Source organism: Halobacillus mangrovi, assembly GCF_002097535.1.
Lineage (GTDB): Bacteria > Bacillota > Bacilli > Bacillales > Halobacillaceae > Halobacillus > Halobacillus mangrovi_A.
The window spans coordinates 2,783,515-2,807,374 of record NZ_CP020772.1; the positions used below are offsets into that span (position 1 = coordinate 2,783,515).

Consider the following 23,860-nt stretch of genomic DNA (forward strand, 5'->3'; position numbering starts at 1 on the left):
TTGTTTACTATCACTTTCTGTATATGTAATTGTCGACGAACTACATTCCCTCTACTTACATTATACTACCAATTGCATATTATTTATAGACTACTCTTTCTATAGTTCCTCTTCTATACTTTAAAATACAAATCCAAAATTAGAGGTGTATCTTTATGAATGAAAAAAAAGATGTCTTAGATAAAGGTCCTTTCTTTCATGGTACTAAAGCAGAATTAAAAATTGGAGACCTATTAAAACCTCACCACTTATCAAATTATCAAAACAAAAAGTCTAACTATATCTATTTCACTGCAACATTGGACGCTGCTAAATGGGGAGCTGAATTAGCAATAGCTAATTCAAAAGAAAGAATTTATATTGTAGATCCATTAGGTGACTTTGAAAATGATCCGAACTTAACTGACAAGAAATTCCCTGGAAACCCAACACGTTCTTATAGGTCTAAGTCGCCTTTGAAAATCATAGCTGAATTAAGTTCATGGGAAAGACATTCAAATGAAGAGATCAAACATATGCTTACTTCTTTGAAAAAGTTACGTGAACAAGGAAAAGATGTAATCTACGATTAACTCCAGCATCAATAAATTTATAACAGGAATAATATGGTTTCAAAATGCCAATCAACTTTCCTAATACACCTATAGCCAGAAACATAGGCTACTCTACCATCAATAAGACTGTCATTATTCTTTTTCTATTTTTGGCTTTACGGGGTTTTTAAATGAAGGCTTAAAAAGACGCCCTGATATAAGGGCGCCTGTATTCGGACTATAAGATTAATATAGTTTTTGCAGTGCTTCTTTATTAAAGGCTAATAGATCATCCACTCTACCTTCATGCACTTTCTTCACCCATGCAGGATCCATTAATAACGAACGACCGATGGCTACAAGGTCGAACTCATCACGATCAAGTTTGTCCACTAAACCGTCAAGACTTGCTGTGCCGGCACCTGAAAAGTCCGTAAAGACACCATCAAGGCCAACAGACCCGACAGAAATGACCGGTTTGCCAGATAGTTTTTTTGTCCAGCCTGCAAGGTTTAAGTCAGAACCCTCAAATTCAGGCTCCCAGAACCTGCGTGTGGAGCAGTGGAAAATATCCACACCCGCTTCAACAAGCGGCTGTAAAAAGCGTTCCAACTCATCGGGATTATTGACCAATTTCGCTTGGAAGTCATTCATCTTCCATTGGGAGAAACGAAAAATGATTGGGAAATCTTCACCAACTTCACGCCGGCACGCCTCTACGATCTCTACGGCAAATTGCGTGCGCTTAACGAAATCGCCGCCATAACGGTCGGTGCGTTTATTGGTGTTTCCCCAAAAGAACTGGTCGATTAAGTAACCATGAGCCCCATGAATTTCAATAGCATCGAAGCCGATGCGCTTCGCATCTGCTGCTGCTTTGGCATAGGATTCCACCAAGGCCTCTACTTCTTCTGTAGATAATGGTTCGTTCACTTTCTCCCCATCCAAGCTTAGGCCTGAAGGCCCCACCGGCTGTGCCTCTTCGTTTGGAAGATCCCCTTTGCTGCGAGTCATTCCTACATGCCACAGCTGCGGGGCAATTTTACCACCGGCCTCATGTACTTCTTTCACAACATCCGCCCAGCCGTTCAACGCCTTCTCTCCATGAAATACAGGAATATTCGCACCAGATACAGAAGCTGGATGGTCAATTCCAGTTCCTTCTGTAATAATCAATCCAACTTCATTCTCAGCACGTCTACGGTAATACGCCGCCACTTCCTCGTCGGGAACGTTCCCAGGTGAAAATCCACGTGTCATCGGTGCCATTACGGTACGATTTGGTAAATTTAATTTATCACTAGTAAAAGTTTCAAATAAAGGTTTCGTTGTTGTTTGGTTTGTCATTGATCTGCCTCCTTTTCCAACGATGTATGTAATTATCACAGATGAAAGGAGGAAACAAAAGAAATCTGTTTCTGTCCAGCACATCCATACTTCGACTAGAACTGGGGAGTCTGCTCTTTTGCTTGTAAAGACGCGCCTGCATCTGCACTTCTGCATTTAATCTCTGTCCATATTGTGTTACCTTTCTGGACTGTAAAACCTTCTTTTTCAACGTTCTCCTTAGCTTTATGTATTAGGATATGTAAATCCTTATCTACTTCACTAAATGGTACTGATACAGCATTGACGTCCCCTTTTTAAAATTTGCCAAGATAACACATTATTACGTAAATTAATTAGATTGAAAAAGAGCGACTATCTTTTTCGATCATCACCCCCGTTGGTTTAAAACTTGGTTTCAAGATAATTTGGATTTAGAAATGTATTTTAGACTTTATTATTCAGTTCTCCAGAAAAAACTCCCCTATGCCTGAAGATGGTATCCTTTTTCCCTTGGATAAAGTTTGATTAATCCAAACACCGTTGCAAAAAGTAATATAGCAGCAATGATAATTATTACTATCAAATCCACTTGAGTTGGTAATGATTGAGTTTCTTCACTCCCTAACAAAGGTGAAAGATAAAGTTCATTCATAAACGCTAAAAAATTACCAAAAGAGTGTAAGAAAATTGGAACATATATTTTACCCGTTTTTAAATAGGCTATTGAAAATAATATGGACATCAAGAATGCACTAATAAAACTAAATGGGTGACCAATTGTAAATAAGATTGCAGTAAATATTACACCCTTAAGACGGCCATATTTTAAAACAAACTTGTTAAGCATCATTCCCCTGAAAAATAGCTCTTCTATAACTGGAGCTAATGCAACAGCTATAGTAATTTTTAACAGAATATTAGCAGGCAACGCTTGGTTCTGCAGTCTTTGATCTGCTAAAGGGACATCACCTATACCAGGGAATGCAAAAAGAATGGATACTCCAAGAGTCATAAATAATGCCGATGCAGTTATTTTTACTACTGGAACAAAGGTAAACAAACTAATCCAAGGAATCTTAACATCATTTTTAGTGCTTATATTTGCATATCTCAACCCTCTTTTGGATAACTCAAGGCAAATCCATAAAAAAATGAATATGTATAAAGTAATATCTGCTATCTCAGTAATTGATTCACTGGGATCAAAGCCAATTGAAAATACCGTGTAAGATATTTCCCACACTAATACGAGAGGTATGATGTGCCATAGTTTTATATTTCTTAATCCTATCTTCTTTTGATTCATTTGTTCCTCCTTTCAATTCTATTACCTCATCCCCATCCTTGAGAAGTATGTTTACCGAACTATGATTGTAAAGGGATTGTTTTCAGATGAATACTCTAAACTTCTATAAACCTGGATATACTCAGCTAATTCAAGATTAGAAAAATAGTATATTGAATCAATACCGCTTATAAACCCAAAAAAGTTCTATTTTTTCCCATCTGTCTTCGTTAAACTCAAAGCTATGTCCCAACACGTATAGAAGGGCAATTTCTTCAGTATTTAGAAATTCTTTTGCTTTCCTAAGTAAAGGAGAAATGTCTTCTGAGGCCTTATGCTCCTCCGTGAGATTAAATACTCTATTAAATAATTACTCCTTTTTTACTCTCCTAACCTCATATTGCTATCGATAATTTTGTAATTCTATTGTTAAAACTATTCAATTTTTTTCTATGTAATTAGAAAAAGGGAACAGCCTCTTGCTATGAATTAGCCCTCTATAGGTGAAGACTCAGTATCGAGATGTTGAGGTAAATACATATATTTTAATTATAATAAAGCATTAGTGTAGGGAGGCATGCAAGGTTTCATCATTAGGACCTTATGGAGCCTCCTACTCATGTTTTTGTACGCTCTCCCATGTATGAAGAGAATGTCTCCTGAATACTATATTCAATGGAGGTGACATCTCATGGAACAAAACCATAACAAGAGGATGGAGGCAGAACTCACCCCTTTTCGCAAGGATGCCACAAAGAAAACGAAAAAAATTAACGAATTTATAAAAACGAACCTTCCGTGGGAAAGATTGAAGGTTGAACAGGAGTGGGCTACGAGAAATGTGCTGAAAAGCGTCTCCCTCCCCGTTATCAAACCAGATGACTCGTTTCTCCCTGTTTGGGATTTAAAACGCTATGAATTCCTGTTGAAAGACAAACTTCCTTCATCCGTTAACCCAAAACTATGGCACCAGGGAAAACTAAATTTAAATGCCGGTCTTTTCCAAGTGACAGAAAACATTTACCAGGTCAGAGGATTTGATCTTGCTAACTTGAGTATTATTCGCGGAAAGACAGGCTGGATTGTTATCGACTGCCTCACAAGCAGAGAAACAGCAGAAGCCGCTTTTGAATTAATCGACAGCTATTTTGGAAAGTTCCCGATTAGTGCCATCATCTTTTCTCATTCACACGTCGATCATTATGGGGGTGTTGATGGAGTCCTGAATAGCGGAACTACCGATGATGTAAAAATTTATGCACCAAGCGGCTTTTTAAGTGCAGCCCTGGAAGAGAATGTGACCGCAGGTGTGGCCATGTCGAGACGAGGATTATACATGTATGGTGAGGTGCTGCCTCGTGGAGAAAAAGGTCAAGTAGACAGCGGCATTGGAAAGTATGTATCCACTGGTGTTGTGACTTTAGTCCATTCTGCTGAAGAAATTTCACTATCCAGGAATGAATCCTATGTAGAGAAAGTCATCGATGGTGTTAGAGTGCAATTCCAACTCACCCCGGATACAGAAGCTCCAGCTGAGATGAATACGTTTATCCCTGAAGAAAAAAGCCTTTGTATTGCAGAGAACTGTACAGCTTCGCTTCATAACATTTATACATTACGCGGAGCTGAAGTGCGGGACCCCGTCGCTTGGGCTAAATATATCCAACAGGCCATTGAGCTATTTGGAGAACAATTGACATCTGTATTTGAAGTGCATAATTGGCCAAGACACGGGAGAGAATACTGCATCGATTATATGGAAAAACAGCGAGACATGTACCAATATATAAATGATCAAACACTAAGATTGATCAACCAAGGCTATACTATCGATCAAGTAGGAAGAATGGTAACCTTTCCTGAAAGTTTAAAAGACGAGTGGTTTAACAGCTCTTTTTATGGAACGGTCAATCATAATTCTAAAGCAGTATACCAAAAATATATGGGATGGTACAACGGAAACCCTGTCGATTTAAACAAGCTGCTCCCGGAAGAGTCATCAAAAAAATATGTGGATTTTATGGGTGGAGAGGAAGAAGTCATCAAAAAAGCTAATGAAAGCTTTAGAGATGGTGATTACCAATGGGTAGCTGAAGTTACCAAGCACGTTATCTTCGCAAACCCATCCAATAAGAATGCCAAATACCTTTGCGCGGATGCTCTGGAGCAGCTTGGCTACATCGCAGAATCCGGGCCATGGCGTAATGAGTATTTGATGGGGGCTCAAGAACTTCGTTATGGAATTATTCCTATACAGCAATCTACCATCACAACAGAGGTTTTGGATATCATGACACTCGAACAAGTGTTGAACATGTTGAGTATCCGTATAAACGGATTGATCGCTGGGGAGTATGACTTCAAATTGAACTTCATTATTCCGGATAGAAAAGAAGGAGCCTTGACGGAGATTAAACGAGGCATCTTCCGTTACTTATCTAATGAATTAAAAGAGGATCAAGTTAAGGTCATCATGAGTAAAGAAACCTTATATGAGTTAGCCACCACCAACAACCGTCCTTCTCCTTCTTCGATCAAAGTCATAGGAAATATTCAAAAGTGGCATCAATTTTTATGGGCTCTTGATCAAATAGACACAGACTTCCCTATTATGACGCCCTTGAGTAAAAAAAGAACCAATGATTTGTAAACATAAAAACAAGTAATATCGTGTGCGATATTACTTGTTTTCTTATCACAGCTTTATATCGGAAAGGGCGATGGCGTTTTCGAATGCAACTAGAACTCATGCATCATTTTGTTGAATATTACGAAATCAACTCTTCAACAAAGTGAAAAAGCGATCGTTTATATTGAACAATCGCCCCCGATAAAGTAAGACTTGATTTCAAGGTATTTTGTATAAATTATTAACTAACGCACCTTTCAGCGCTGTAAGTGATTGACATTATTCCACTCTTATTCGAAAGTAACTACCAAGTCACATGTTAAATCTTCGTGACTTGATTTACTCTTATACTTAAGTATTCTTTTTAGTAAATAGTTTTCCAATTGTAAATATAAGCCCTATGAAGAAATGTATTAATCCATTACCTACTGTAACAAGACCTACAAAAGCTGCCATTATTGCTCCTCCTTGACCGGAGTTACCAGGTCCTATCAGAAATCCACCAACAGCAAAGCCAAGCCCAACGCCAAAAATTGCTAATAAAAGACCAGAAGCCCAGAGGGGAAAATTCCCTCTTCTATGCCAATTGATTGCGTATATGTTTGCTGGGATTATCAATGCTGCAAGAAATAACCACATTAGTACGTCATAAGCCATACAATCCCTCCTAAAATACTTATGTTTAATATAATTAATATAGAAGGACGAGTACTCTTTTAAACAATAGCCCCCATTAGTTGAAGACTCGAAATCAAGATAAACTCTATAAATACCCTTCCTTAAATATTTTTATTAGTAAATATCATGGTAAAGGGTAATCAATGACTTTCAGGATTAAATATACGATTCCAACTAAAATAAATGGAGCGAGTGTAGTCAGACAAATAAACAAAAACTTTTTAACTTCTTGCTTAGGAATTAACTGTTTTACTCTTTTACTAAACAACCAAGTCAAAAATAAAATAATACCAGAAATCCCTAAAAAGTACCCGCTAACATACTCTGGACTCTCCCCAGTTAATTCAATAAGATATATTCCGGTAATGATACTGAAAATTATAACTGTTGATATGATCACTTTAAATTTCCACAGCCACCACATTATTCTAAAGTGCTTTATACCTTCTATAAAATCACCTCTTATCACTTCTAATTTTTCCTTCAAAAATTCGATTAGCCTTTTAATCGTATATAATCCCCTTTCTTTTATCATGACTCTCTTACCTTTAATACCAAATAAGTTAATGATAATACCAGAAGCTAACTCTAAGTGTGGATTCTAACACGAGATCAATATCTATTACTTTTAGAAGAGTATAGCAAATGTTATTGGATATATAATTGAACAAAATAAAATAAGTAGACGAAAAAATCCTAGACTCTCCCGACAATGGGAAACCGGCACAAAAAGCAAAGGCAGCCTTATTGGAACGATCTTCTGCTTCTACCCAATTTTGTTGGATTGCTTTTCGAGAGAACTTTTCTAATTCAGGATTAAAATGAATTCTATACCATCCTGGTAATTAATTGACTGAACTTCTTTATTTACTGGGGCCCAAAAATCATAGGCTTGCATAGAATTGTTACCTAGCAATTTTGCTTTTTGGTTTAAGTATCGACCCCATCCACAGAATCTTCCGTATTTCCAATAAGAACCTCTAACTTCGTTACTTCCTGATCTATCTCATTTAAATGATTATGTATAACAACTGAATCTGAAGACACGTTAAAAATTGAGTTGATTTCCCATCTTTCTGGATACATGAATTCCTCCATCCAATCTCCTCCGTTTATAAATATTTCCATATAATTCAGAATAACAGAATATACGTTCTCGTCCCAGCTCATTTAAGACATTAAAAAGTGTACTCTGACTTAATGAGTACACTAAGTAATGATCCAATTAATTTTTAGATACCCCCGTTTATGTAAGACTCGAAATCAAGATAATTGAATAACATCTTATGATTATAGGGCAACAAATTCTACTTTTATCCTATCCGGGTCTTCAAAGTAAACCGCATAATAATCCTCACCACCTGCAAAAGGATGTTCGTTTTCGTATAAAATATTTATACCTCTCTCCTTGAGCATTTTTGTCATTTTGTCTACTCTTTCACGTGAAGATGCGTGAAAAGCCAAATGATTTAAACCAGTCCTGCATCTGTGGTAAGGTACGTCTAAAAACTTATTTTTTGTTTGGACAAACACTAAATAAGTTTCTCCTAACTTCCAACTTTGTCCCTCATCCCATTTTTGATAAGACTGGTAACCTAACTCTTCCAAAAACCAGCGCCAAAATGATTCTGACTTCTTTAAATTGGAAACATAAATTTCTACATGATGAAGTAAGCCTTCACTCACTAAAACCTCCCCTTCCTATGCATAATTACATCATAACAATGTCAGATTTATTAAAGAATCGCCCCCATTTGCTTAAGACTCGATTTCAAGATAATATTAGTCACTAGTAAAGAAACTACTATTTATTAAAATTTATCTTTTTTCTTTTTCCCAATGTTATAACCCGTAATAATACCAGCAATAGTAAAGATAAGTATGCCCTCATCAAAGTCATCGAAAATCAATCCAAAGCCTGTCCAGACTACTAGAAAAGCTAATATTGAACTTATTAAAGCTCTCAACTTACCCCACCTCTCCCCAAGTACTCTTCTTTGTGCACCTACCCGGTTTTTAACTATGTATTGAGCAAATGCTGATATCGCAAACGCCCCTTTTCTACAAAACTCGATGTCAAGGGATTTCCTTCTTAGGTTTATCATTTGTAACTATTAATTTTGAAGCACAAATGTTATCAACTCTAATAAATGTCTTACAGGTGTTTGTATTTTTTTCTATCACAAAAAGCTATACCTTAATTTTCTGAATTTTCTACTATTTGAGGATAAGGTAATTTCTCCATTCTCATATATCGAAAAGCACCCAAGGACTATATCTCGCCAGTGATCACCTTGAATCTGATTTTGTGAAGGTACTGGCGTATGTCGAATTTTTTTAAGTCTTCTTTTACGTCTTTCTAGCTCTTGAAATTCTGAGGAAAAACCATCTTTCACATTATCTAATCATCCTCCTCTTATGTCAGCTCGGAATCTCACAAGATAAATGCCACATTTAAAAACGATTGTATTGAGGAGAATGAGACATGCTGCAGACAGTATGAACTATATTAATTACTTATTCATTTAGTTGAATACTCCTTAAACTTATGCATATTTTTTAAAGTTAGGGAGGGGAAATTATTGAAAAACAGAGCTGATGTCTACAGTTATGGGAATTTAGAATATCCTCAAGATATGAAATCCATCGTCCGTAATGGATTAACTCCTACGATGAACTCTAAAAGAATCATTATCATTGGAGCTGGTATGGCCGGTTTAGTCGCTGCTTCTTTATTAAAACAAGCGGGGCATGAAGTAATCATATTGGAGGGAAATAACCGGATTGGTGGGAGAATCTACACAATACGTGAGCCTTTTTCAAAAGGACTCTATTTGGATGCAGGAGCCATGCGCTTTCCTGATACACATAACCTAGTATTTGAGTATATTCGAAAATTCAATTTACCTATTAATGTCTTTATTAATAAAAATGATTTATTCCTCATTAACGGAATTCAAGCTACCGATACGCTTTATGAATCCAATCCCAATATATTCAACTTCCCATTACCACCCCAAGAACAAGGGAAAACAGCTATAGAACTATTGTCGTCTGCAGTAAAACCATTTCTTGATCTTTACGAACAAGCAACCCCTGATGAGCAAGACCGTTTAAGAAAGAAATTTGATCGTTATTCGTTTGATGACCATTTACGAAATAACCTATTAGGCAATTCCTTATCTCCTGAAGCAATTCGTATGGTTAAAGTAATTCTTGGCATTGAGGGATTCCCTGAATTATCATTTGTAGACATCTTGTTAGATATTGTACGTACAGTTTTCAATAAGGACTTAAAATTTTATGAGATAACAGGTGGAAACGACCAGCTACCCTTAGCTTTATTACCTGAGCTCCGACAAAACATCTCATATTACCAAAAAGTACATCAAATTATTCAAGATAATGATGGAATTATAGTAACTGTTCGGGATCGTACTACGAATGAATATCATAGGATTCAAGGAGATTATACGATAGTCACCGTCCCATATAGCGTATTTCAATTTATTGAAATTTACCCTTATGATTCTATTTCTTTTCAGAAATGGAAAGCTATTAGAGAACTTAATTATGTATCATCTGTAAAAGTTGGTTTAGAATTCAAATCGAAGTTTTGGGAGTCTGGCAACATTGGTAATATTATTACCGATCTTCCACTACGCTACACCTATAGTCCAAGTCACAACATTGGAGAGGCTGGTCCAGGGGTGATGCTTGGAAGTTATAGTTGGGCCCAAAACGCCAACTTGTGGAATAGTTTACCCAATGATGAACGAATCCGGGAGGCCTTGCAAGGTCTTTCTAGAATTTACGGTAATCAGGTTTATAAGTACTTTTCTAAAGGTACTTCCTATAGTTGGAGTCAAAACCAATTCTCTGCTGGGTGTTTTACTCTGTTTGCACCAAACCAAGCATCTGATTTTTCAGATGCTCTTTATTCACCTGAAGGTAGGATCCATTTTGCCGGAGAACACACATCACCTTTTCATGGTTGGGTGGAAGGCGCGATTGAATCAGCAATTCGAGCTGCCTATGAGGTCAATGATAAAAATGATTGAACCAATATTCATCAATAATAAATTCGTTATCTTCACAAAATTTTACGTATTACGAAGGGCTAAATCAGGAAAGGATCTGTTTATAGTTTTCATAGGAGCAGAAGTGTTAGCTCTTATAATTAAGAAAGTGGGATATGGTAATAGTGGTATCTTTTATAAGTTCCTCACCTATATCATTGGTGGGTTCCTTTAGACTTTTATTATCATTTGCTGAAGAAATATATTAAACGCACCTGATTCAATAGTCCCGACCAAAAAACTTACGTTTAGGATAAATCACTTAACACATGAACAAATAACCCTCCTTAATGTTAGGAGGGCACCGTATCTTGTACTGGATAACGGTACTTCCAGCCTAACATAGTTGTATTGAAAATAGTGGAAAAACCCATTATTACATCATAACTTAAACCAAACACCAAATTGTTATATTCTGCTACACTACTTATTAAGTACTCATACTCAGTTTGATTTCCTCTCCCTATACTTGAAAAAACAGTCAAAAAAGTTAGTATAGGAATTAAAATAAGCGAAATAACCGAAGATAAGAGTAATTGTTTTTTAATAATTCCTCTTATTGCAAAAGTAGCAGAAATAATTATAAACAGGTTAAAAATCGCGCTAACCCAAAAAGGTTGTGTTGGAGACATATTTCTCACCGCCTTTCATTGCAAAAATTCTTAAAGCTTCTTTGTATTCTAGAGGTTTAATATATTCTTCTCTATCTTTTTCTAAACTTTTTGGTATCTGCAATATCACAGGTTAATTATTTGTAATTCTGTACATTCGTTTTGCAACCTTAAGGAGATAGTAAACTATTATCCCTGTTATTAGCGCGATTTCTATAGGAATTAAGTAAGTTAATATGATATAAAAGGTTGTCACGTCCTCACTTAGAAAAGGCTGTATAGTACTCCAAATGGCCCCATGAGTAGTTTAAAATAACAAAGAGAACAACAAGAGGTACACGATAATATAAATCAAAAACTTCCCTCCCTTTATTTATAGATCTCTAAAATATCTTAGTTCCAATTATTTCAAAACAACTTCAACCACTCAAGTTCTTTTGAACATATTTTGGTGAAATATCTCGAAACTGAGTCTTCAACTAACCTGCCCGTTTGTTGAAGACTCAGTTTCAAGATATATATGGTAATTCGACTGCTACTTCCTGTTCCACAACGAAAAAATGGTCCGTTATTCTCAACCATAACGGACCATTACTAGTGTTATATTAAATCACTCACTCTATTTTAAAGAAACACAAAATACATAATAAACAAACAGCCAAGAGAGTACATAATCGGGTGAACCTGTTTCCACTCTCTCTTTGCAATCATAGCGAATGGATAAAGGATAAACCCTAGAGCAATCCCTGTAGCAACAGAGAAGGTGAGCGGCATCATGATTATCGTGACGAATGCCGGAACTACGATTTCGAACCGGCTCCAGTCAATTTCTCTCACTTCTGTCGCCATTAGAGCTCCGACAATGATAAGAGCGGGCGCGGTTACCTCAGGTGTTATGACACCGAGTACGGGCGAGAAGAATAAGGCGATAAAGAAACAGACAGAAATCACTATACTCGTAAAACCGGTCCGACCGCCAACGGCGACTCCTGCTGATGATTCAACAAAAGAAGCTGTAGTTGAAGTTCCGAAGATCGCTCCCATGACTCCAGAAGTAGAATCGGCTAACAGAGCTCGACCCGCGTTTGGGATTTTGTTTTCTTTCATAATACCTGCCTGACTTGCGACTGCAATGAGGGCACCAGCCGTATCGAAGAATGCGACAAATAAGAAAGTAAAAATAACAGCAAGGACTTCTGGTGTCATCACATCTCCCAGGTGCTGAAATACAACGCCGAATGTTGGCTCAAGACTCGGCACCTCTCCTACCATAGCATTCGGTACGTCTACTAACCCGACAATCATCCCTATAATACTTGTAAGGACAATGCCGTAGAAAATCCCGCCGCGAATACCACGTACGAGCATCATAAGAGTTATTACGAAGCCGAACGCAGCCAGTGCAGTAGTCGGTGATGTTAAATTACCAATGGATACGAATGTTTCCTCACTTCCTACAACAATACCTGCATTTTTTAATCCAATGAATGCAATAAAAAAGCCAATTCCGCCTGCAATGGCATGTTTTAAATCTTTCGGTATTACATTAATAATCTTCTCTCTTATCTTAAGAAGACTTAAAATCATAAAGATAATTCCTGCGATAAACACTCCAGTTAAGGCGACCTGCCACTCTATGCCCATTCCAATGACTACAGAAAAGGTGAAAAACGAATTGAGTCCCATACTTGGAGCAATCCCAACAGGAAAATTTGCAAGCAGTCCAATCAAAAGCGAACCGACAATAGCGGATAACGCTGTCGCTGTGAAGAGCGCTCCTTTATCCATGCCTGCCTGACTTAAAATGATCGGATTGACGACAAGAATATAGGCCATAGAAAGAAACGTGGTGATTCCTGCCAGCGTTTCTTTTTGATAATTGGTTTCCCGTTCATTGAATCTGAAGAATTTTCTCATGGTGTTCCCTCCTAATCTAACAACAAAAAAAGCACCGGCATACTACCGGTGCTTTTATATAGGGAAAGAGAATAATCATATATTCCTCCCTGTAGACTAGCTATTTCCGGTAGCTGGTAGAAACGTTCAGGCCATATTCCTGAACTTATACAAGGTACTGTATCTATTTTGTCATAGGGAGAATCATACCAATGGAAAATGTGTGGGTCAATGGGTATCATCAATGTTCGGGAATTCACTTTTTTCTGATTTTTTTATTTTATGCTTCTCAACTAATGAGGAAAAATGGCTAGTGGAAAACGGCTGCTGTGGGATATCCGATCAGGGATAAAAAGAATAGTGTACCTACGAAAATCACTGTTCTCCTCTCTACCATATTGTGGAACAGACTCTCATTCTACATCTAAAAATACGATTCTATAAAAAAGAACGGGCAAGCGCCCGCTCTTCTCTAGTTAACCCTTTATAATTTTCGCTTTAAATTTTCGATTGCGTGGTCCATCAAATTCACAAAAGTACAGCCCTTGCCACGTCCCGAGCACAAGGCTACCGTCTTCAATGATCAAGGTTTGCGCATGCCCGACGGTGCTTGTCTTCATGTGAGCTGCTGTATTTCCTTCCATATGCCGATCTTCCGGATGCTCCCAGGGATAGACTTCTGAGAAGCGTCGAAGCATATCCGTTTTTACGTCCGGATCAGCATTTTCATTTACTGTTAGTCCTGCAGTCGTATGCATGGATGAAACAACAACAAGTCCGTCTTTCACTCCTTCATTTTTGATCCATTCTTTCACTTGAGATGTGACATCGATCATTTGTTCATGATGATTTGTTTTCACTTCAAATACCTTATTCATGAAAGTCCACCTCCAACTTGTGATTGTGCGTAGGTTTCCAGCTCTTGATATCTCTCATTTTCTTTGTTGAAAAAGTCCTTTTCATAAACGTGGAACTCCTTGTTTTCAAAATTGATATCGACAGCTGATTGATATACATAAGTCCCATTCCCTCTCAGCTGGATCGAGTAACGTTCTTCTGATTTTTCTACGACACAGTTCACAAGACCACCTTTATTAATGACTACAATAGGTGTATCGACCTCATTCGGACCTAGTATAGTGGATACAAGCGAGGAAGCAGACATCGCTGTTCCGCACGCATTCGTTAACCCTACGCCTCGCTCATAGGTCTGAACAAAGATTTTATTTTTCTCTATTACTTTCACGAAGCTTACATTTACACCATTTGGAAAAACCTCTGGCAAATGGTTCGCCTTTTTACCAACCTTCAATAATTCGTCCTGTTCGACCTCATCCATAATCGAAATGATATGAGGATTGGGTACACTTAAGGCTGTAAATGTCCGCTTGTCTGAAAGCTCTGGAATTGACTCATCGATCAATTGTTCACTGCTGACGCTCATTGGCAGTGAAGCTACCTCGAAGGAAACAGGCTCAATTGCGACCGAGAATGTATCGATTCCAGGATAAATCTCGGCTACTTTTGAGGAGGCTAAGACCGCCTTTTCGGTTTCAATGGCCACTTCAGATTTTCCTAGATTCTCAATGACATAGCGTGCGACACACCGCAATCCATTACCGCACATTTCTGCTTCCGTTCCATCTGAATTAAACATACGCATTCTCGCTTCAGCCTTTTCACTTGGCATAACAAAAAGAATACCATCAGACCCGACCCCTTTGTGACGATCACATAATAATATAGATAATTCTTTACGTTCACTTTCACTGAAGTCATACGATTCGTTCATCTCGTCAATCATGATGAAATCATTCCCAGATCCATGACATTTAATAAATTCTACCTTCACTAACGACGCCCCCTACGGTTTTCATTTGTCTCATCATAGCATACGATGAAGTTTGAGTGATAGTTCTGAAAAGCTGAACGATTCTATTTCAATTTTGGATAATCATCTTCATGGTGTGTATGGTACGATTAACCTGTTGAATGATTCGATGTAAAAATAGATTGCTATCTTCTTTTGGGAGGCGCTGAACAGATGAGCTTATCCGTCTTTTCTACTTCGTTATTTGTCTTGCTTTTTATCGCTCTTATTCTTACTGTAGTATATAAAGTTTGGATCAGAAAAAGTATCCCCAGTAACGTCTACACTCCTTTTGACTACATCACGGGTCAGTCCGTTCATGAATTTCAAGAAGAGAATAAGGAAGACGAACAGGAAGAGGAAAAGGAGCAAGGGGACGCTAAGGATGAATAAATACGTGTTTAATACCACTTGTCACACATTTTTAGGAGGAATACGATGAATAAAGAGTTTCGAGTAAAAATTGGATTGTTCAGCAGTCTGTTATTATGTATAGTCGGCCTCTATGAATGGATTGCTGATGTCCCTGTAACTTCCAATACATACATCCCCATCATTTTTATAGTTGCAGGAACTATTGGAGCGATCGGCAACTATATCAAATTGAAAAAAATAAATGAAACGGATCAATAGGCAAAAAAAAGAGAGGCCGTTGCCTCTTAAAATTTTTGCACGTCCCATAGTCGCTGATCTCTTAAAATGGAGTTGAGTTTTTCTGCCAATGTTTTTGCTTTATCATGTTCGGTAAAGACTTTATCTTTTTGAATTAGAGTATCCTTCAGCACTTCTGTTTTCCCACTATTTTTCCTGACGAGCTTGTACATTTTCTTCCTGTCCCTCCACCGCTTAGTGTCCAAATCATCTATCTTTTGTATACTATTATTATAATTTTTGTATATTCAATTTCAACGGAGAGGATTGTCTATTTTAGTAGAACACGTGTTTTTTATATGCTCTATTACGACAATAAAATACCGAAAATGAAATAAGCGAGACAAAGTTTATTGTTCCGCTTATTTTTTGGAAACCTATTAAAACGATAATTTCTGTTCAAGCTCACATTTCTGGCGAAGATGGTGACGGAAGTGCATCTCGACAAGGTCAAACCACTCCCGTGCATTCAGCCAGCCGAATCCCCCATGCTCAACTTTATAGTTAGGATTTATATCGTCGACTTTTTATTCCCATTCTCGTAAACTATTTGATACTTGATCAAGACCTATCAAAAGCTCCTCTTTACTCACTGAATGACTAGGGGTATGATCCGGAACGTCGGGCAGCTTAATCTTTATTGGAGGAAAACAGCCAAATTTGTAGATGTGAATGCCTGCCTCGGTCTTTCCTGATTCTTGTTCTTGTTTGGAAGCAGAGCAGGTTTCTACATTTTCTAAGTATTCAAAAGCCACCTCTATTAGATGCTTGTACATCTGACCAAGAGACCATACTCCTTCTTCAGAAATATATCTAAGCTGTTCGGGTGAATAGCTTTGCAAGTGACATTTATAGGTTTCAATGATTATTTGATAACTCAACTCTTCTCCTCCTTGATCGTTTACTTATCAAGTTCTTACAATAATCCTATCACTAATTATGTTTTTTGATGTCTAAAACTATGATCGTCAATCACACAATGAAAAAGCCCAGAGTCATGGCTCTGGGCATTAATAATTGCGTACATTCCTTTTTATTTCAATCAGAAGTATACTCTAATTTTAATAAGGTCCTGGATACTTCCATCCTTAGCACTTATCGTGTATACCCAAAGTTCTCCTGTGTTAGACGTCGGCTGTCGATCAAACGGTATGGTTGTACTGAAAACTCCATACGCAGGTCCTCCTTCATCTGCCATGGCATAACGTTCATCGGTTACGACAACACCGTTACCGTCTCTCATCTGATAATTGATAACAGCTTCAAAAGCTCTGGCATAACCCTCAAATTGTTGACCGTTAGATATAGTAGAACCTGGCAGCGGATTTGTAACGAAAATATTTCTTGAGGTAGGAATAGGGACGATCAACTGATAATTCGGCCAAATCACATCTCTTTGGAATCCAGGACGGTCTGCATTGGCTTCTTCTAAGTCTGAAACCGTAACCCCATACACGCTTGCGATAGCATAAAGCGTATCTCCACTGACAACCTCATAAGTAAATGCAGGCACAAGCAGACGCTGCCCAACTACAATCAAATTCGGATTGGCCAGCTTGTTTACACCTGCAAGCAGGTCTACATAAGTATCAAAGGTTTGAGCAATCGCCATAAGAGTATCTCCATTTGTTACAATATGACTCACAATAGGATCGGAAGTGGAGGTAGGAATAACGAGTACATCATCCGGAAAAATCAACCCTCTATCGGTCACAGGGGGAAATAAATGGTTTGCGCTCTCTATCGCAGCGACCGTGCTCCCGTATCGTGCAGCAATAGAATAAAGTGTGTCTCCTGATTTAACCGTGTAAATGAGTCCTTTGGTCTGGATCATTGGCATGTTAAACACCCCCTTTCCGTAAATCCTATGAAAATAGACTCCAGATAATTATAAAGAAAAGTATGACTAGATGAATTAAAAAATCCGTCATCAAAACTTTTTATTGAGTCTAACTATTTACATGAATTGAGAATGCTACATGATTTAATTACTGAAATCCAGGTCTCTCCTCCCAAGGTTCTACCTCACCTACTGTATAGAACGGTTCATCTTTTTCAATCGCATCTCCTACACCATTAGATATTTCGCCATGAGTAAGCCAGCGTGAACCTTCTTTTTCTTTGAAGAAACCTAACAACACAGTACGATAGTGCCCCTGTGAAGGTAATGAAAGTGCCTCTTTGTAGGCAACCGGATCAGATGAACTTCCAAGAATATGAAAGAACCGGAAAGGCTCTCCAGATGCCGATACTTCATCTATGACAACTTGAGGTGCTTCTGGAGCCGTAGAATGAATCCAGCTGACAACGAGTGAAACGGGTCCATGGGTTTGGATAGCTTTTCGAATAGCTGTGCGCAGTTTATCCTCTGCTGTGTAATCGACGAGCAGCTTAGTCATCTTACTGATTGGATCTATTTTCTTCTTCAGGCTATCCATCTTCTCCTCATTTCTGGCAAGGATAGAAAGATGGTATCCTTGCTTCGCTAGTTGCACACAGCAGTTAGAGAGCATACCTGTTCCGCCTATAATTAAAGCATGTTTCATTCGATTCCTCCTTTAAAGTTCTCACTTATCTAGGTGTATGACTTCTATGTTCCCTACTAAGTATGAAATATAGCATTGCAGCTAACTAACATTCCTTATAAATTTATGAATGAAAGAACATAAATCCTAAGGAAGCACCCTATTATTCAGGGTGCTTCCATTATATTTACGTTATTTAATGTTGTATGCGAAACAAGCGCCTTGCAAATCCACGATCTCACTTACATCGAATGATTTAGTTATTATTGAAGAAAGAGAAACCTAGTATGTAATGAAGTCATTTATTCTTGTTCATTTGATTACTCTTTATTTATATCTTTAATTTCTTTAAATGGAACCTTAACTTCTTCATGGCCTTCTGAAAACACCACGTGATTATGCTTTTTCAGATCCCTTTTATCCCATTCAACGATGAAGGATCTATGGTCGGCAATATCTGCACACCCCCCTGTCCCCATCTCTGTATCAATATCTATCACTATTTCGTTTTCAATATCTTTTACGCTGCTTACGAAAGATTCACATGAAGATTCGTAGGTACCGATGAATAAAACACCTTTTTTATCAAAGTCGAGCTTTGACACTTCCCCACTGAAGTTGTAAAAATTCCATAGTTCTTTAAATGTAGTTTGATCCGTCGCTTTCATGACTAGAAATTCGGGATAGCCTTTCTCTGGAGAGAAGGAAATACTGTAGAAATCTTTGGGAAGGACGTTCTCACTTCGAAGTACATAGGAAGCATTATTCATACAGCCAGATAATAAGAAAAGAGTTATGATCGTTACTATCCCCCTGTTCACTTTACTCACATGAAACACTCCCAACCTACCAGTTTTGTATTACTTTTATCCTACCACAGTAAGACTGGCCTTATTGTATTAACCTTAAATAAAAAGGACCAAATCTATTTGATTTGGTCCTCGATCATTTATTTTTGAGTTAAGAAGCTCTTTTTTTCATTAGCCATAAAAAGTATGGCGCACCAATTAACGCAACGAGAATACCTGATGGAATTTCATTCGGTGCCAATAGCGTACGGCTGAACAAGTCCGCAATAATTAATAGAAAGCCTCCAAGAAGCATCGTTACAGGCAGCAGCTTCTGATTGGCACTCCCGACTAATAATCTCGCGACGTGCGGAGCAATCAAACCGACAAAGCCGATTGAACCGACAGCTGCAACACTGCATGCAGCAAGTAAAGTTGCGATTAGAGCCATTTGAAAACGAACCGAACGGACACGAAGTCCGAGCCCTTTCGCAGTGTCGTCCCCCAGTGACAAGACATCAAGCGTCTTGATGTAGAACACTAAAAGCGGAATGAACAAAATGACGGGCCAAATCAAATACTGCAACAGCTCAGCCCAGCCTTTAGCGTAAGTTGTCCCTGACAGCCATGTTAAGGCAGAAGCGACACCTAGATCAGATTGAACAACAAGAATTTGTATAATCGCTGAGCCAAAAGCTGAAATACCGATCCCCAATAGCGCAAGCACGGTTGGCTGGAACTCTGCTTTTGCTCCTAAAGCCATCACAATCAAGAAGAAGATGAGCGCTCCGACCATGGCCCCTACAGGAATCCAGAAGGTGGAAACACTGAAGACAAACATCGTCATCAAAGCACCGACACCTGCACCTGACGTAATTCCGATCACGGAAGGATCAGCTAATGGATTTCTTAGTACTCCTTGGAAAATCAGTCCGCTTACAGCAAGAATTGCTCCACTGAATAAAGCAACCAATGCACGAGGCAGTCTTAAATTCAAAATGAAGTTTTTAATAAATTCGTTTGACTGACCGAACAATGCATCATAAGCAACGATTGGTTCAAACCCGTAATTCCCTGACGCCATACTCACAAATAAAGTGAGCAGGATGATAATCCCTAGTACTGGCGTCACTTTCCAAAGTGAAAGATTCGCAGAAGCTTTGCCTGCCATAACCGAGCCTGTTTCCTGATTGTTCCCCTCCTGCTTCATTCTTAGCACGAGCCAGATTAACCATGGGGAACCAATTAGTGCTGTGATAGCTCCCACTGGAAGTTCAGAAAACGACGGGTCGATAATTCGGGCTAACACATCAGCTCCGAGCAGCACATTTCCGCCCCATAAGGCAGAGCCGATCAATAACGGAATATGCGAGCGGTATCCAATCAATTTAATGAGATGAGGAGCGACAAGTCCGACAAATCCGATCGGTCCAACGATACTCACGGTTACACTAGTCAAAAGGACGGCTGCAAGGATCGAAATGAACTTGACGGTCCGGACATTTTGACCCAGGGCAGTGGCCACATCATCCCCTAGCGTCAACGTGTCCAGCTTGTTCGCAAACCCGAAGGCAATCACTAATCCAAGCGCCACAAGCGGAAGCGAAAATTGCACACCGTCCCAGTTGTTTTGAACGAGTGTTCCTGATCCCCACAAGAACAGCCCTTGAGTTTCATTTTCATAAAAAATCTGCAGAACAGAAGTTAGGGACGAAAATAGGAATGTGACAATCATTCCGGCTAATACCATTCGGACAGGTGTCGCATTGCCTGCCCCTGAGAGCAAGTAGACGATGGCAAACGTCGTAATTCCTCCGATAAACGCCGTAGCTATGCCATTTGCAAACATCGCAAACGGAAAGAAAATCGTCGTTACAACGACAGCGAAATACGTGCCAGAATGAATTCCCAATGTACTTGCAGAAGACAGCGGGTTTTTTGTCACTGTCTGCAAAATAACCCCCGAAGCAGCGAGTGCTCCGCCAGCGATAATTCCCATCACGGCTCGAGGTAGACGCAAGATTCTCACCGTATGATGCTGAATGGTATCCTTAGGATTCATTAGCGCGTCAACGACGGTGCCCAATGGGATTTCCACATTCCCCTGATTAATATGTATAAAAGTTAAAAGACACAACAATGCGGTCCCACCTCCAAAGGTGAGAACCGCGATCATTGTGTTTCTGAACGTTGCGTTCATATTATCCACTCACTTTATTTCTCTTTTACAGCGGCATCTACGACCTGTTTAGCAAGAACTTCAGCAGATAGCGGTCCGCCGAATGTCCAAGTATCTCCAGGCATTTTGTACGTGCGATTTTCTTTCACAAACTTAAGGTTTTCCCAAGCCGGGTTCCCTTTCAGCTGATTTGTGAAGATATTATCTTCTTCTTGAACGATATAGAAGAAGTTTGCATCCTGGTAATTTTGCAACGTCTCTACCGTTGTAGATGTATAGCCGTATACTTCTAGCTTGTCTGATTCATAGGCATTGTTCATACCCATTTTATTCATGACTTTAGCGACAATCGAGTTATCTGTAAATAAACGAAGCGTTGGTGTATTTTGGGAAGTGAACGCCTGAGTGATCACATAGTCCATTTCGTCTTTATCCGCTTCTTTAAGACGTTCTTGCTGCTCTTTGAATGTTTGTTCCATGTTGTTCAATACTTCTTCTGCTTTATCTTCTTTATCAACAACTTTCGCAATTGTATTGAATTCATCAATCATATTCTTATATTGATCCTGGGCCGCTTCTTCAGAATATGGAGAGAACATAACTGTAGGTGCGATGGACTCCAGCTTGTCCGCGATTCCTTCATGACGGAATTTAACTCCGATAATCAAATCTGGATCCAGGCGGGAGATCGCTTCGAGGTTCGGCTCAGCACGCGTGCCAACATCCTTGACAGAATCGCTGAAAGGAATGCCTACGTCAACCCAGTCTCCATAGGAATCCAGACCAGCAACACCGACTGGCTCCATGCCTAGCGCTTGAAGGTCTTCTGCATATGTCCACTCCAAAACAACTACCTTCTTAGGAGTGCCTTCGATCGTCTTCTCCCCCATAGCATCTTCGATCGTTACAGAGCGTGATTCGTCGGCTGATTCTTCGGACTGTTCACCTTCAGACTCTGAACCTCCTGATTCTTCTGTATCTTCTCCCCCGCCGCAAGCAGCGAGAACGGTAAGCATTAAAATAAGTGCTAAAAGCCAAAACTTTTTCACATTCGTTCATCCTTTCTTCTTCTCATCTTTTATGTAGAACCTTAATCACCCATCTTTATACCCTAAAGGGCAATTGATAAAGATTCTCATTATCACTGACAATTCATATCATACCCAAGTGCTAAGATTCTGTCAACGATTTTCAGAAACCGTTTGTCTATTCTTCTAACCAATTATAGTAGAGTGTTTGACGATCTTCCGATACTTCTTTTCTTACCAATTCCTTAAACCCTTGTACTAGCCCTCCGTAAAAATAACTGAATAAATCCTTCTTTACCATCTCATGCTTACGAGCGAAAACTGCGCGCTTAAACGTTGCTAATATCGTCTGGATATATTCTTCCACCGGCCATTTTAAAGCCGTTGTCCGGAAAGCATTTTCTACTGTCCTCCAGGCACGCAGGACTTCTTCTGGATTTAGGAAAGGTTTCGTCCCATTTATAAAAGGAATGGGAATGAATGAAGGTAAATAGGAGTGGTCGATGCAGTCTATATTTCTATAAGAAGCTTTTCTTTGTTTTTCCTTTGTTTCCATTGAAGATTCTTCCATTGGTGGCTTATCACATGAGGTGTCTGAAGAAAGTTGAGGAGTGACATCAGGGGTGACAGATGGGGTGACATCGTCAGGTAAAAAAAGATCAGCTTGAGGGAGAAAAACAATTAAATTCACTCCCTGTCTACCGTTCGGTTTCTTTGTAGAAACTTTTTTGATAAGAACTTCATCCGCTAATTTATTCAATGCTCTCGTTACCGTTCTTGTACTCAAGCCTGTTTTATCTGCAATGGTTTGTTTCTTCATAAAGGAAACACCCGGATACTTGATCGCATGCCTCCATACCATTTTTAATACTTTCAGTGTTCCTTCTGATAAAGCGGCTTTCCTTTTGAAAAGAAAGCTTCTGACATGGCGGTCAAGCTCCGCCTTATTTGTAAAACGTTGTTCACTTGTAACCCAATTCATCTGCATATCCATATCCTCCAAGTTCGACTGTTTAGGCTATAATCGAAACTTGTTAAGATGTGGTGTCTATTTATTGAAAGTTTTTTTAAAAATTTGTCTTTTCATAAATTCCTCGCAATAAAAAGGTCCAAGTCTTAGCTTGGACTTATCTTCTATGATGACTTACGGACAACTCCTTGGATGACATGGCAAAGTCCGGAGTGGCGTTTTCCTTCATTTCTAACTGCCTCGCCATAGTAAAAGTGCAAGCACTCATGGTCCTGAATCCATTGTAAGAGATCACCAGGTTCATACAACATCTCTTCGGCCTTTGGTCCTCCCGTTCCGTACTGCAATTGCTTACTTGAATACACTTCGAACATGACGTAACCACCTGGCTTTACTGAGTCAATCATGTTATGGATGAGAAAGTCTTGACCAGCTTTCGGGACATGTCCAAACACCATCACTGCTGCATCATATTGTTCTTGCTCTACTTTATCATTCGTCAAATCAGCTTCTACTGTATTTACCTCCACGCCATTCTGTCTCGCAAGCTCCAATGTTTTCTCCAGCCCGACCGAAGATTGATCATATGCCGTGACCTCATGACCGCTCTTTGCGAAGTGAACAGCATTGCGTCCTTCTCCTTCTGCAAAGCAGGCGATCTTTGAACCAGCAGAGATAAGTCCTGCTTTTTGACTGATAAATTCATTCACTTGCAACCCATAAATATATTCTTGATCAGAAAAGCTTTCATTCCAAAACTCTTTAGACATTCGCTCACTCTTTTATGTATCCCATTATATTGAAGGGCG

At 38.9% G+C, this 23,860-nt stretch carries 25 protein-coding genes and 1 riboswitch; of the genes, 5 read left to right on the forward strand and 20 right to left on the reverse strand.

The features are described from left to right. The first annotated feature begins 155 nt into the window (after positions 1-155). The gene (gene arr, locus HM131_RS13755; RefSeq protein ID WP_085030310.1) at positions 156-572 is read left to right on the forward strand and encodes an NAD(+)--rifampin ADP-ribosyltransferase; all 417 of its coding nucleotides are present in this window, start codon (positions 156-158) and stop codon (positions 570-572) included. A gap of 207 nt (positions 573-779) precedes the next feature. On the opposite strand, the gene HM131_RS13760 is transcribed toward arr, so the two are convergent. Both HM131_RS13760 and HM131_RS13765 read right to left on the reverse strand, forming a co-directional pair. Beyond that, positions 780-1,880, reverse strand: a complete 1,101-nt coding sequence (locus tag HM131_RS13760) for an NADH:flavin oxidoreductase (RefSeq protein WP_085030311.1) — start codon at positions 1,878-1,880, stop codon at positions 780-782. Positions 1,881-2,343: 463 nt separating this feature from the next. Next, positions 2,344-3,168 (reverse strand): CPBP family intramembrane glutamic endopeptidase, encoded by an 825-nt coding sequence (locus HM131_RS13765; RefSeq protein ID WP_085030312.1) that lies wholly within the window; start codon positions 3,166-3,168, stop codon positions 2,344-2,346. Positions 3,169-3,838: 670 nt separating this feature from the next. Between HM131_RS13765 and HM131_RS13770 the strand changes: the two genes are divergently transcribed. After that, positions 3,839-5,797, forward strand: a complete 1,959-nt coding sequence (locus HM131_RS13770; protein ID WP_232324787.1) for an alkyl/aryl-sulfatase — start codon at positions 3,839-3,841, stop codon at positions 5,795-5,797. A 330-nt stretch (positions 5,798-6,127) separates the two neighbouring features. Here the strand turns inward: HM131_RS13770 and HM131_RS13775 are convergent, their stop codons facing one another. The 5 genes from HM131_RS13775 to HM131_RS21110 form a co-directional block, all read right to left on the reverse strand. Next, the gene (locus tag HM131_RS13775; RefSeq protein WP_085030313.1) at positions 6,128-6,433 is read right to left on the reverse strand and encodes an inner-membrane translocator; all 306 of its coding nucleotides are present in this window, start codon (positions 6,431-6,433) and stop codon (positions 6,128-6,130) included. Positions 6,434-6,578: 145 nt separating this feature from the next. Continuing rightward, positions 6,579-6,989, reverse strand: coding sequence for a hypothetical protein (locus tag HM131_RS13780; RefSeq protein WP_085030314.1), 411 nt, complete (start codon positions 6,987-6,989; stop codon positions 6,579-6,581). 395 nt (positions 6,990-7,384) lie between these two features. Beyond that, positions 7,385-7,552 carry a hypothetical protein gene (locus HM131_RS20720; RefSeq protein ID WP_157130825.1) on the reverse strand — a complete coding sequence of 56 codons (168 nt, stop codon included), beginning with the start codon at positions 7,550-7,552 and terminating at the stop codon, positions 7,385-7,387. 192 nt (positions 7,553-7,744) lie between these two features. Continuing rightward, a complete protein-coding gene (locus HM131_RS13785) occupies positions 7,745-8,140 on the reverse strand; it encodes a VOC family protein (protein WP_085030315.1) in 396 nt (131 codons plus the stop codon). A gap of 125 nt (positions 8,141-8,265) precedes the next feature. After that, positions 8,266-8,421 carry a hypothetical protein gene (locus tag HM131_RS21110; protein ID WP_232324788.1) on the reverse strand — a complete coding sequence of 52 codons (156 nt, stop codon included), beginning with the start codon at positions 8,419-8,421 and terminating at the stop codon, positions 8,266-8,268. 615 nt (positions 8,422-9,036) lie between these two features. Here HM131_RS21110 and HM131_RS13795 point away from each other — a divergent pair. Then, positions 9,037-10,515 (forward strand): flavin monoamine oxidase family protein, encoded by a 1,479-nt coding sequence (locus tag HM131_RS13795; protein WP_332308710.1) that lies wholly within the window; start codon positions 9,037-9,039, stop codon positions 10,513-10,515. 311 nt (positions 10,516-10,826) lie between these two features. Here the strand turns inward: HM131_RS13795 and HM131_RS13805 are convergent, their stop codons facing one another. The 4 genes from HM131_RS13805 to dapF form a co-directional block, all read right to left on the reverse strand. Further along, complete coding sequence (locus HM131_RS13805) at positions 10,827-11,165, reverse strand: hypothetical protein (protein ID WP_085030318.1); 339 nt, start codon at positions 11,163-11,165, stop codon at positions 10,827-10,829. Positions 11,166-11,768: 603 nt separating this feature from the next. Beyond that, the gene (locus HM131_RS13810) at positions 11,769-13,061 is read right to left on the reverse strand and encodes an NCS2 family permease (RefSeq protein WP_085030319.1); all 1,293 of its coding nucleotides are present in this window, start codon (positions 13,059-13,061) and stop codon (positions 11,769-11,771) included. Positions 13,062-13,133: 72 nt separating this feature from the next. After that, positions 13,134-13,234, reverse strand: a riboswitch (purine riboswitch). Positions 13,235-13,516: 282 nt separating this feature from the next. Continuing rightward, positions 13,517-13,918, reverse strand: a complete 402-nt coding sequence (locus HM131_RS13815; RefSeq protein ID WP_085030320.1) for a secondary thiamine-phosphate synthase enzyme YjbQ — start codon at positions 13,916-13,918, stop codon at positions 13,517-13,519. Continuing rightward, positions 13,915-14,892, reverse strand: a complete 978-nt coding sequence (dapF, locus tag HM131_RS13820; protein ID WP_085030321.1) for a diaminopimelate epimerase — start codon at positions 14,890-14,892, stop codon at positions 13,915-13,917. The genes HM131_RS13815 and dapF overlap by 4 nt, the downstream gene beginning before the upstream one ends. Positions 14,893-15,084: 192 nt before the next feature. Between dapF and HM131_RS13825 the strand changes: the two genes are divergently transcribed. Next, positions 15,085-15,303 (forward strand): DUF3951 domain-containing protein, encoded by a 219-nt coding sequence (locus tag HM131_RS13825; RefSeq protein WP_085030322.1) that lies wholly within the window; start codon positions 15,085-15,087, stop codon positions 15,301-15,303. Between the two features lie 45 nt (positions 15,304-15,348). Next, on the forward strand, positions 15,349-15,543 hold the full coding sequence (locus HM131_RS13830) for a hypothetical protein (protein WP_085030323.1): 195 nt from the start codon (positions 15,349-15,351) through the stop codon (positions 15,541-15,543). 26 nt (positions 15,544-15,569) lie between these two features. Here HM131_RS13830 and HM131_RS20730 read toward each other — a convergent pair whose 3' ends face one another. The 9 genes from HM131_RS20730 to HM131_RS13870 form a co-directional block, all read right to left on the reverse strand. Further along, positions 15,570-15,734 (reverse strand): hypothetical protein, encoded by a 165-nt coding sequence (locus HM131_RS20730; protein ID WP_157130827.1) that lies wholly within the window; start codon positions 15,732-15,734, stop codon positions 15,570-15,572. Between the two features lie 354 nt (positions 15,735-16,088). Further along, on the reverse strand, positions 16,089-16,442 hold the full coding sequence (locus HM131_RS13835) for a DinB family protein (protein WP_232324789.1): 354 nt from the start codon (positions 16,440-16,442) through the stop codon (positions 16,089-16,091). Positions 16,443-16,603: 161 nt separating this feature from the next. After that, entirely contained in the window at positions 16,604-17,401 is a 798-nt protein-coding gene (locus HM131_RS13840; RefSeq protein WP_085030324.1) for a LysM peptidoglycan-binding domain-containing protein, read from the reverse strand. Between the two features lie 148 nt (positions 17,402-17,549). Then, positions 17,550-18,107, reverse strand: a complete 558-nt coding sequence (locus tag HM131_RS13845; protein ID WP_085030325.1) for a short-chain dehydrogenase — start codon at positions 18,105-18,107, stop codon at positions 17,550-17,552. Between the two features lie 299 nt (positions 18,108-18,406). Beyond that, a complete protein-coding gene (locus HM131_RS13850) occupies positions 18,407-18,916 on the reverse strand; it encodes a hypothetical protein (RefSeq protein WP_085030326.1) in 510 nt (169 codons plus the stop codon). Positions 18,917-19,046: 130 nt separating this feature from the next. After that, the gene (locus HM131_RS13855; RefSeq protein WP_085032004.1) at positions 19,047-21,074 is read right to left on the reverse strand and encodes an iron ABC transporter permease; all 2,028 of its coding nucleotides are present in this window, start codon (positions 21,072-21,074) and stop codon (positions 19,047-19,049) included. A gap of 14 nt (positions 21,075-21,088) precedes the next feature. Further along, positions 21,089-22,102 (reverse strand): ABC transporter substrate-binding protein, encoded by a 1,014-nt coding sequence (locus HM131_RS13860; protein WP_085030327.1) that lies wholly within the window; start codon positions 22,100-22,102, stop codon positions 21,089-21,091. 157 nt (positions 22,103-22,259) lie between these two features. Beyond that, on the reverse strand, positions 22,260-23,069 hold the full coding sequence (locus HM131_RS13865) for a helix-turn-helix domain-containing protein (RefSeq protein WP_085030328.1): 810 nt from the start codon (positions 23,067-23,069) through the stop codon (positions 22,260-22,262). Positions 23,070-23,215: 146 nt separating this feature from the next. Next, complete coding sequence (locus HM131_RS13870; protein WP_085030329.1) at positions 23,216-23,821, reverse strand: class I SAM-dependent methyltransferase; 606 nt, start codon at positions 23,819-23,821, stop codon at positions 23,216-23,218. Between the last annotated feature and the right edge of the window lie 39 nt (positions 23,822-23,860).

Excerpts from the sequence above, each read along its gene's own strand:
- HM131_RS13870 (WP_085030329.1), bottom strand. The coding sequence starts at position 23,821 with ATGTCTAAAGAGTTTTGGAATGAAAGCTTTTCTGATCAAGAATATATT.
- HM131_RS13770 (WP_232324787.1), top strand. The coding sequence starts at position 3,839 with ATGGAACAAAACCATAACAAGAGGATGGAGGCAGAACTCACCCCTTTT.
- arr (WP_085030310.1), top strand. The coding sequence starts at position 156 with ATGAATGAAAAAAAAGATGTCTTAGATAAAGGTCCTTTCTTTCATGGT.
- HM131_RS13810 (WP_085030319.1), bottom strand. The coding sequence starts at position 13,061 with ATGAGAAAATTCTTCAGATTCAATGAACGGGAAACCAATTATCAAAAA.
- HM131_RS13775 (WP_085030313.1), bottom strand. The coding sequence starts at position 6,433 with ATGGCTTATGACGTACTAATGTGGTTATTTCTTGCAGCATTGATAATC.
- HM131_RS13765 (WP_085030312.1), bottom strand. The coding sequence starts at position 3,168 with ATGAATCAAAAGAAGATAGGATTAAGAAATATAAAACTATGGCACATC.
- HM131_RS13845 (WP_085030325.1), bottom strand. The coding sequence starts at position 18,107 with ATGAAACATGCTTTAATTATAGGCGGAACAGGTATGCTCTCTAACTGC.
- HM131_RS20720 (WP_157130825.1), bottom strand. The coding sequence starts at position 7,552 with ATGGAGGAATTCATGTATCCAGAAAGATGGGAAATCAACTCAATTTTT.
- HM131_RS13825 (WP_085030322.1), top strand. The coding sequence starts at position 15,085 with ATGAGCTTATCCGTCTTTTCTACTTCGTTATTTGTCTTGCTTTTTATC.
- HM131_RS13840 (WP_085030324.1), bottom strand. The coding sequence starts at position 17,401 with ATGCCAATGATCCAGACCAAAGGACTCATTTACACGGTTAAATCAGGA.
- HM131_RS13830 (WP_085030323.1), top strand. The coding sequence starts at position 15,349 with ATGAATAAAGAGTTTCGAGTAAAAATTGGATTGTTCAGCAGTCTGTTA.
- HM131_RS13780 (WP_085030314.1), bottom strand. The coding sequence starts at position 6,989 with ATGATAAAAGAAAGGGGATTATATACGATTAAAAGGCTAATCGAATTT.
- HM131_RS13805 (WP_085030318.1), bottom strand. The coding sequence starts at position 11,165 with ATGTCTCCAACACAACCTTTTTGGGTTAGCGCGATTTTTAACCTGTTT.
- HM131_RS13815 (WP_085030320.1), bottom strand. The coding sequence starts at position 13,918 with ATGAATAAGGTATTTGAAGTGAAAACAAATCATCATGAACAAATGATC.
- HM131_RS20730 (WP_157130827.1), bottom strand. The coding sequence starts at position 15,734 with ATGTACAAGCTCGTCAGGAAAAATAGTGGGAAAACAGAAGTGCTGAAG.
- HM131_RS13760 (WP_085030311.1), bottom strand. The coding sequence starts at position 1,880 with ATGACAAACCAAACAACAACGAAACCTTTATTTGAAACTTTTACTAGT.
- HM131_RS13865 (WP_085030328.1), bottom strand. The coding sequence starts at position 23,069 with ATGCAGATGAATTGGGTTACAAGTGAACAACGTTTTACAAATAAGGCG.
- HM131_RS13855 (WP_085032004.1), bottom strand. The coding sequence starts at position 21,074 with ATGAACGCAACGTTCAGAAACACAATGATCGCGGTTCTCACCTTTGGA.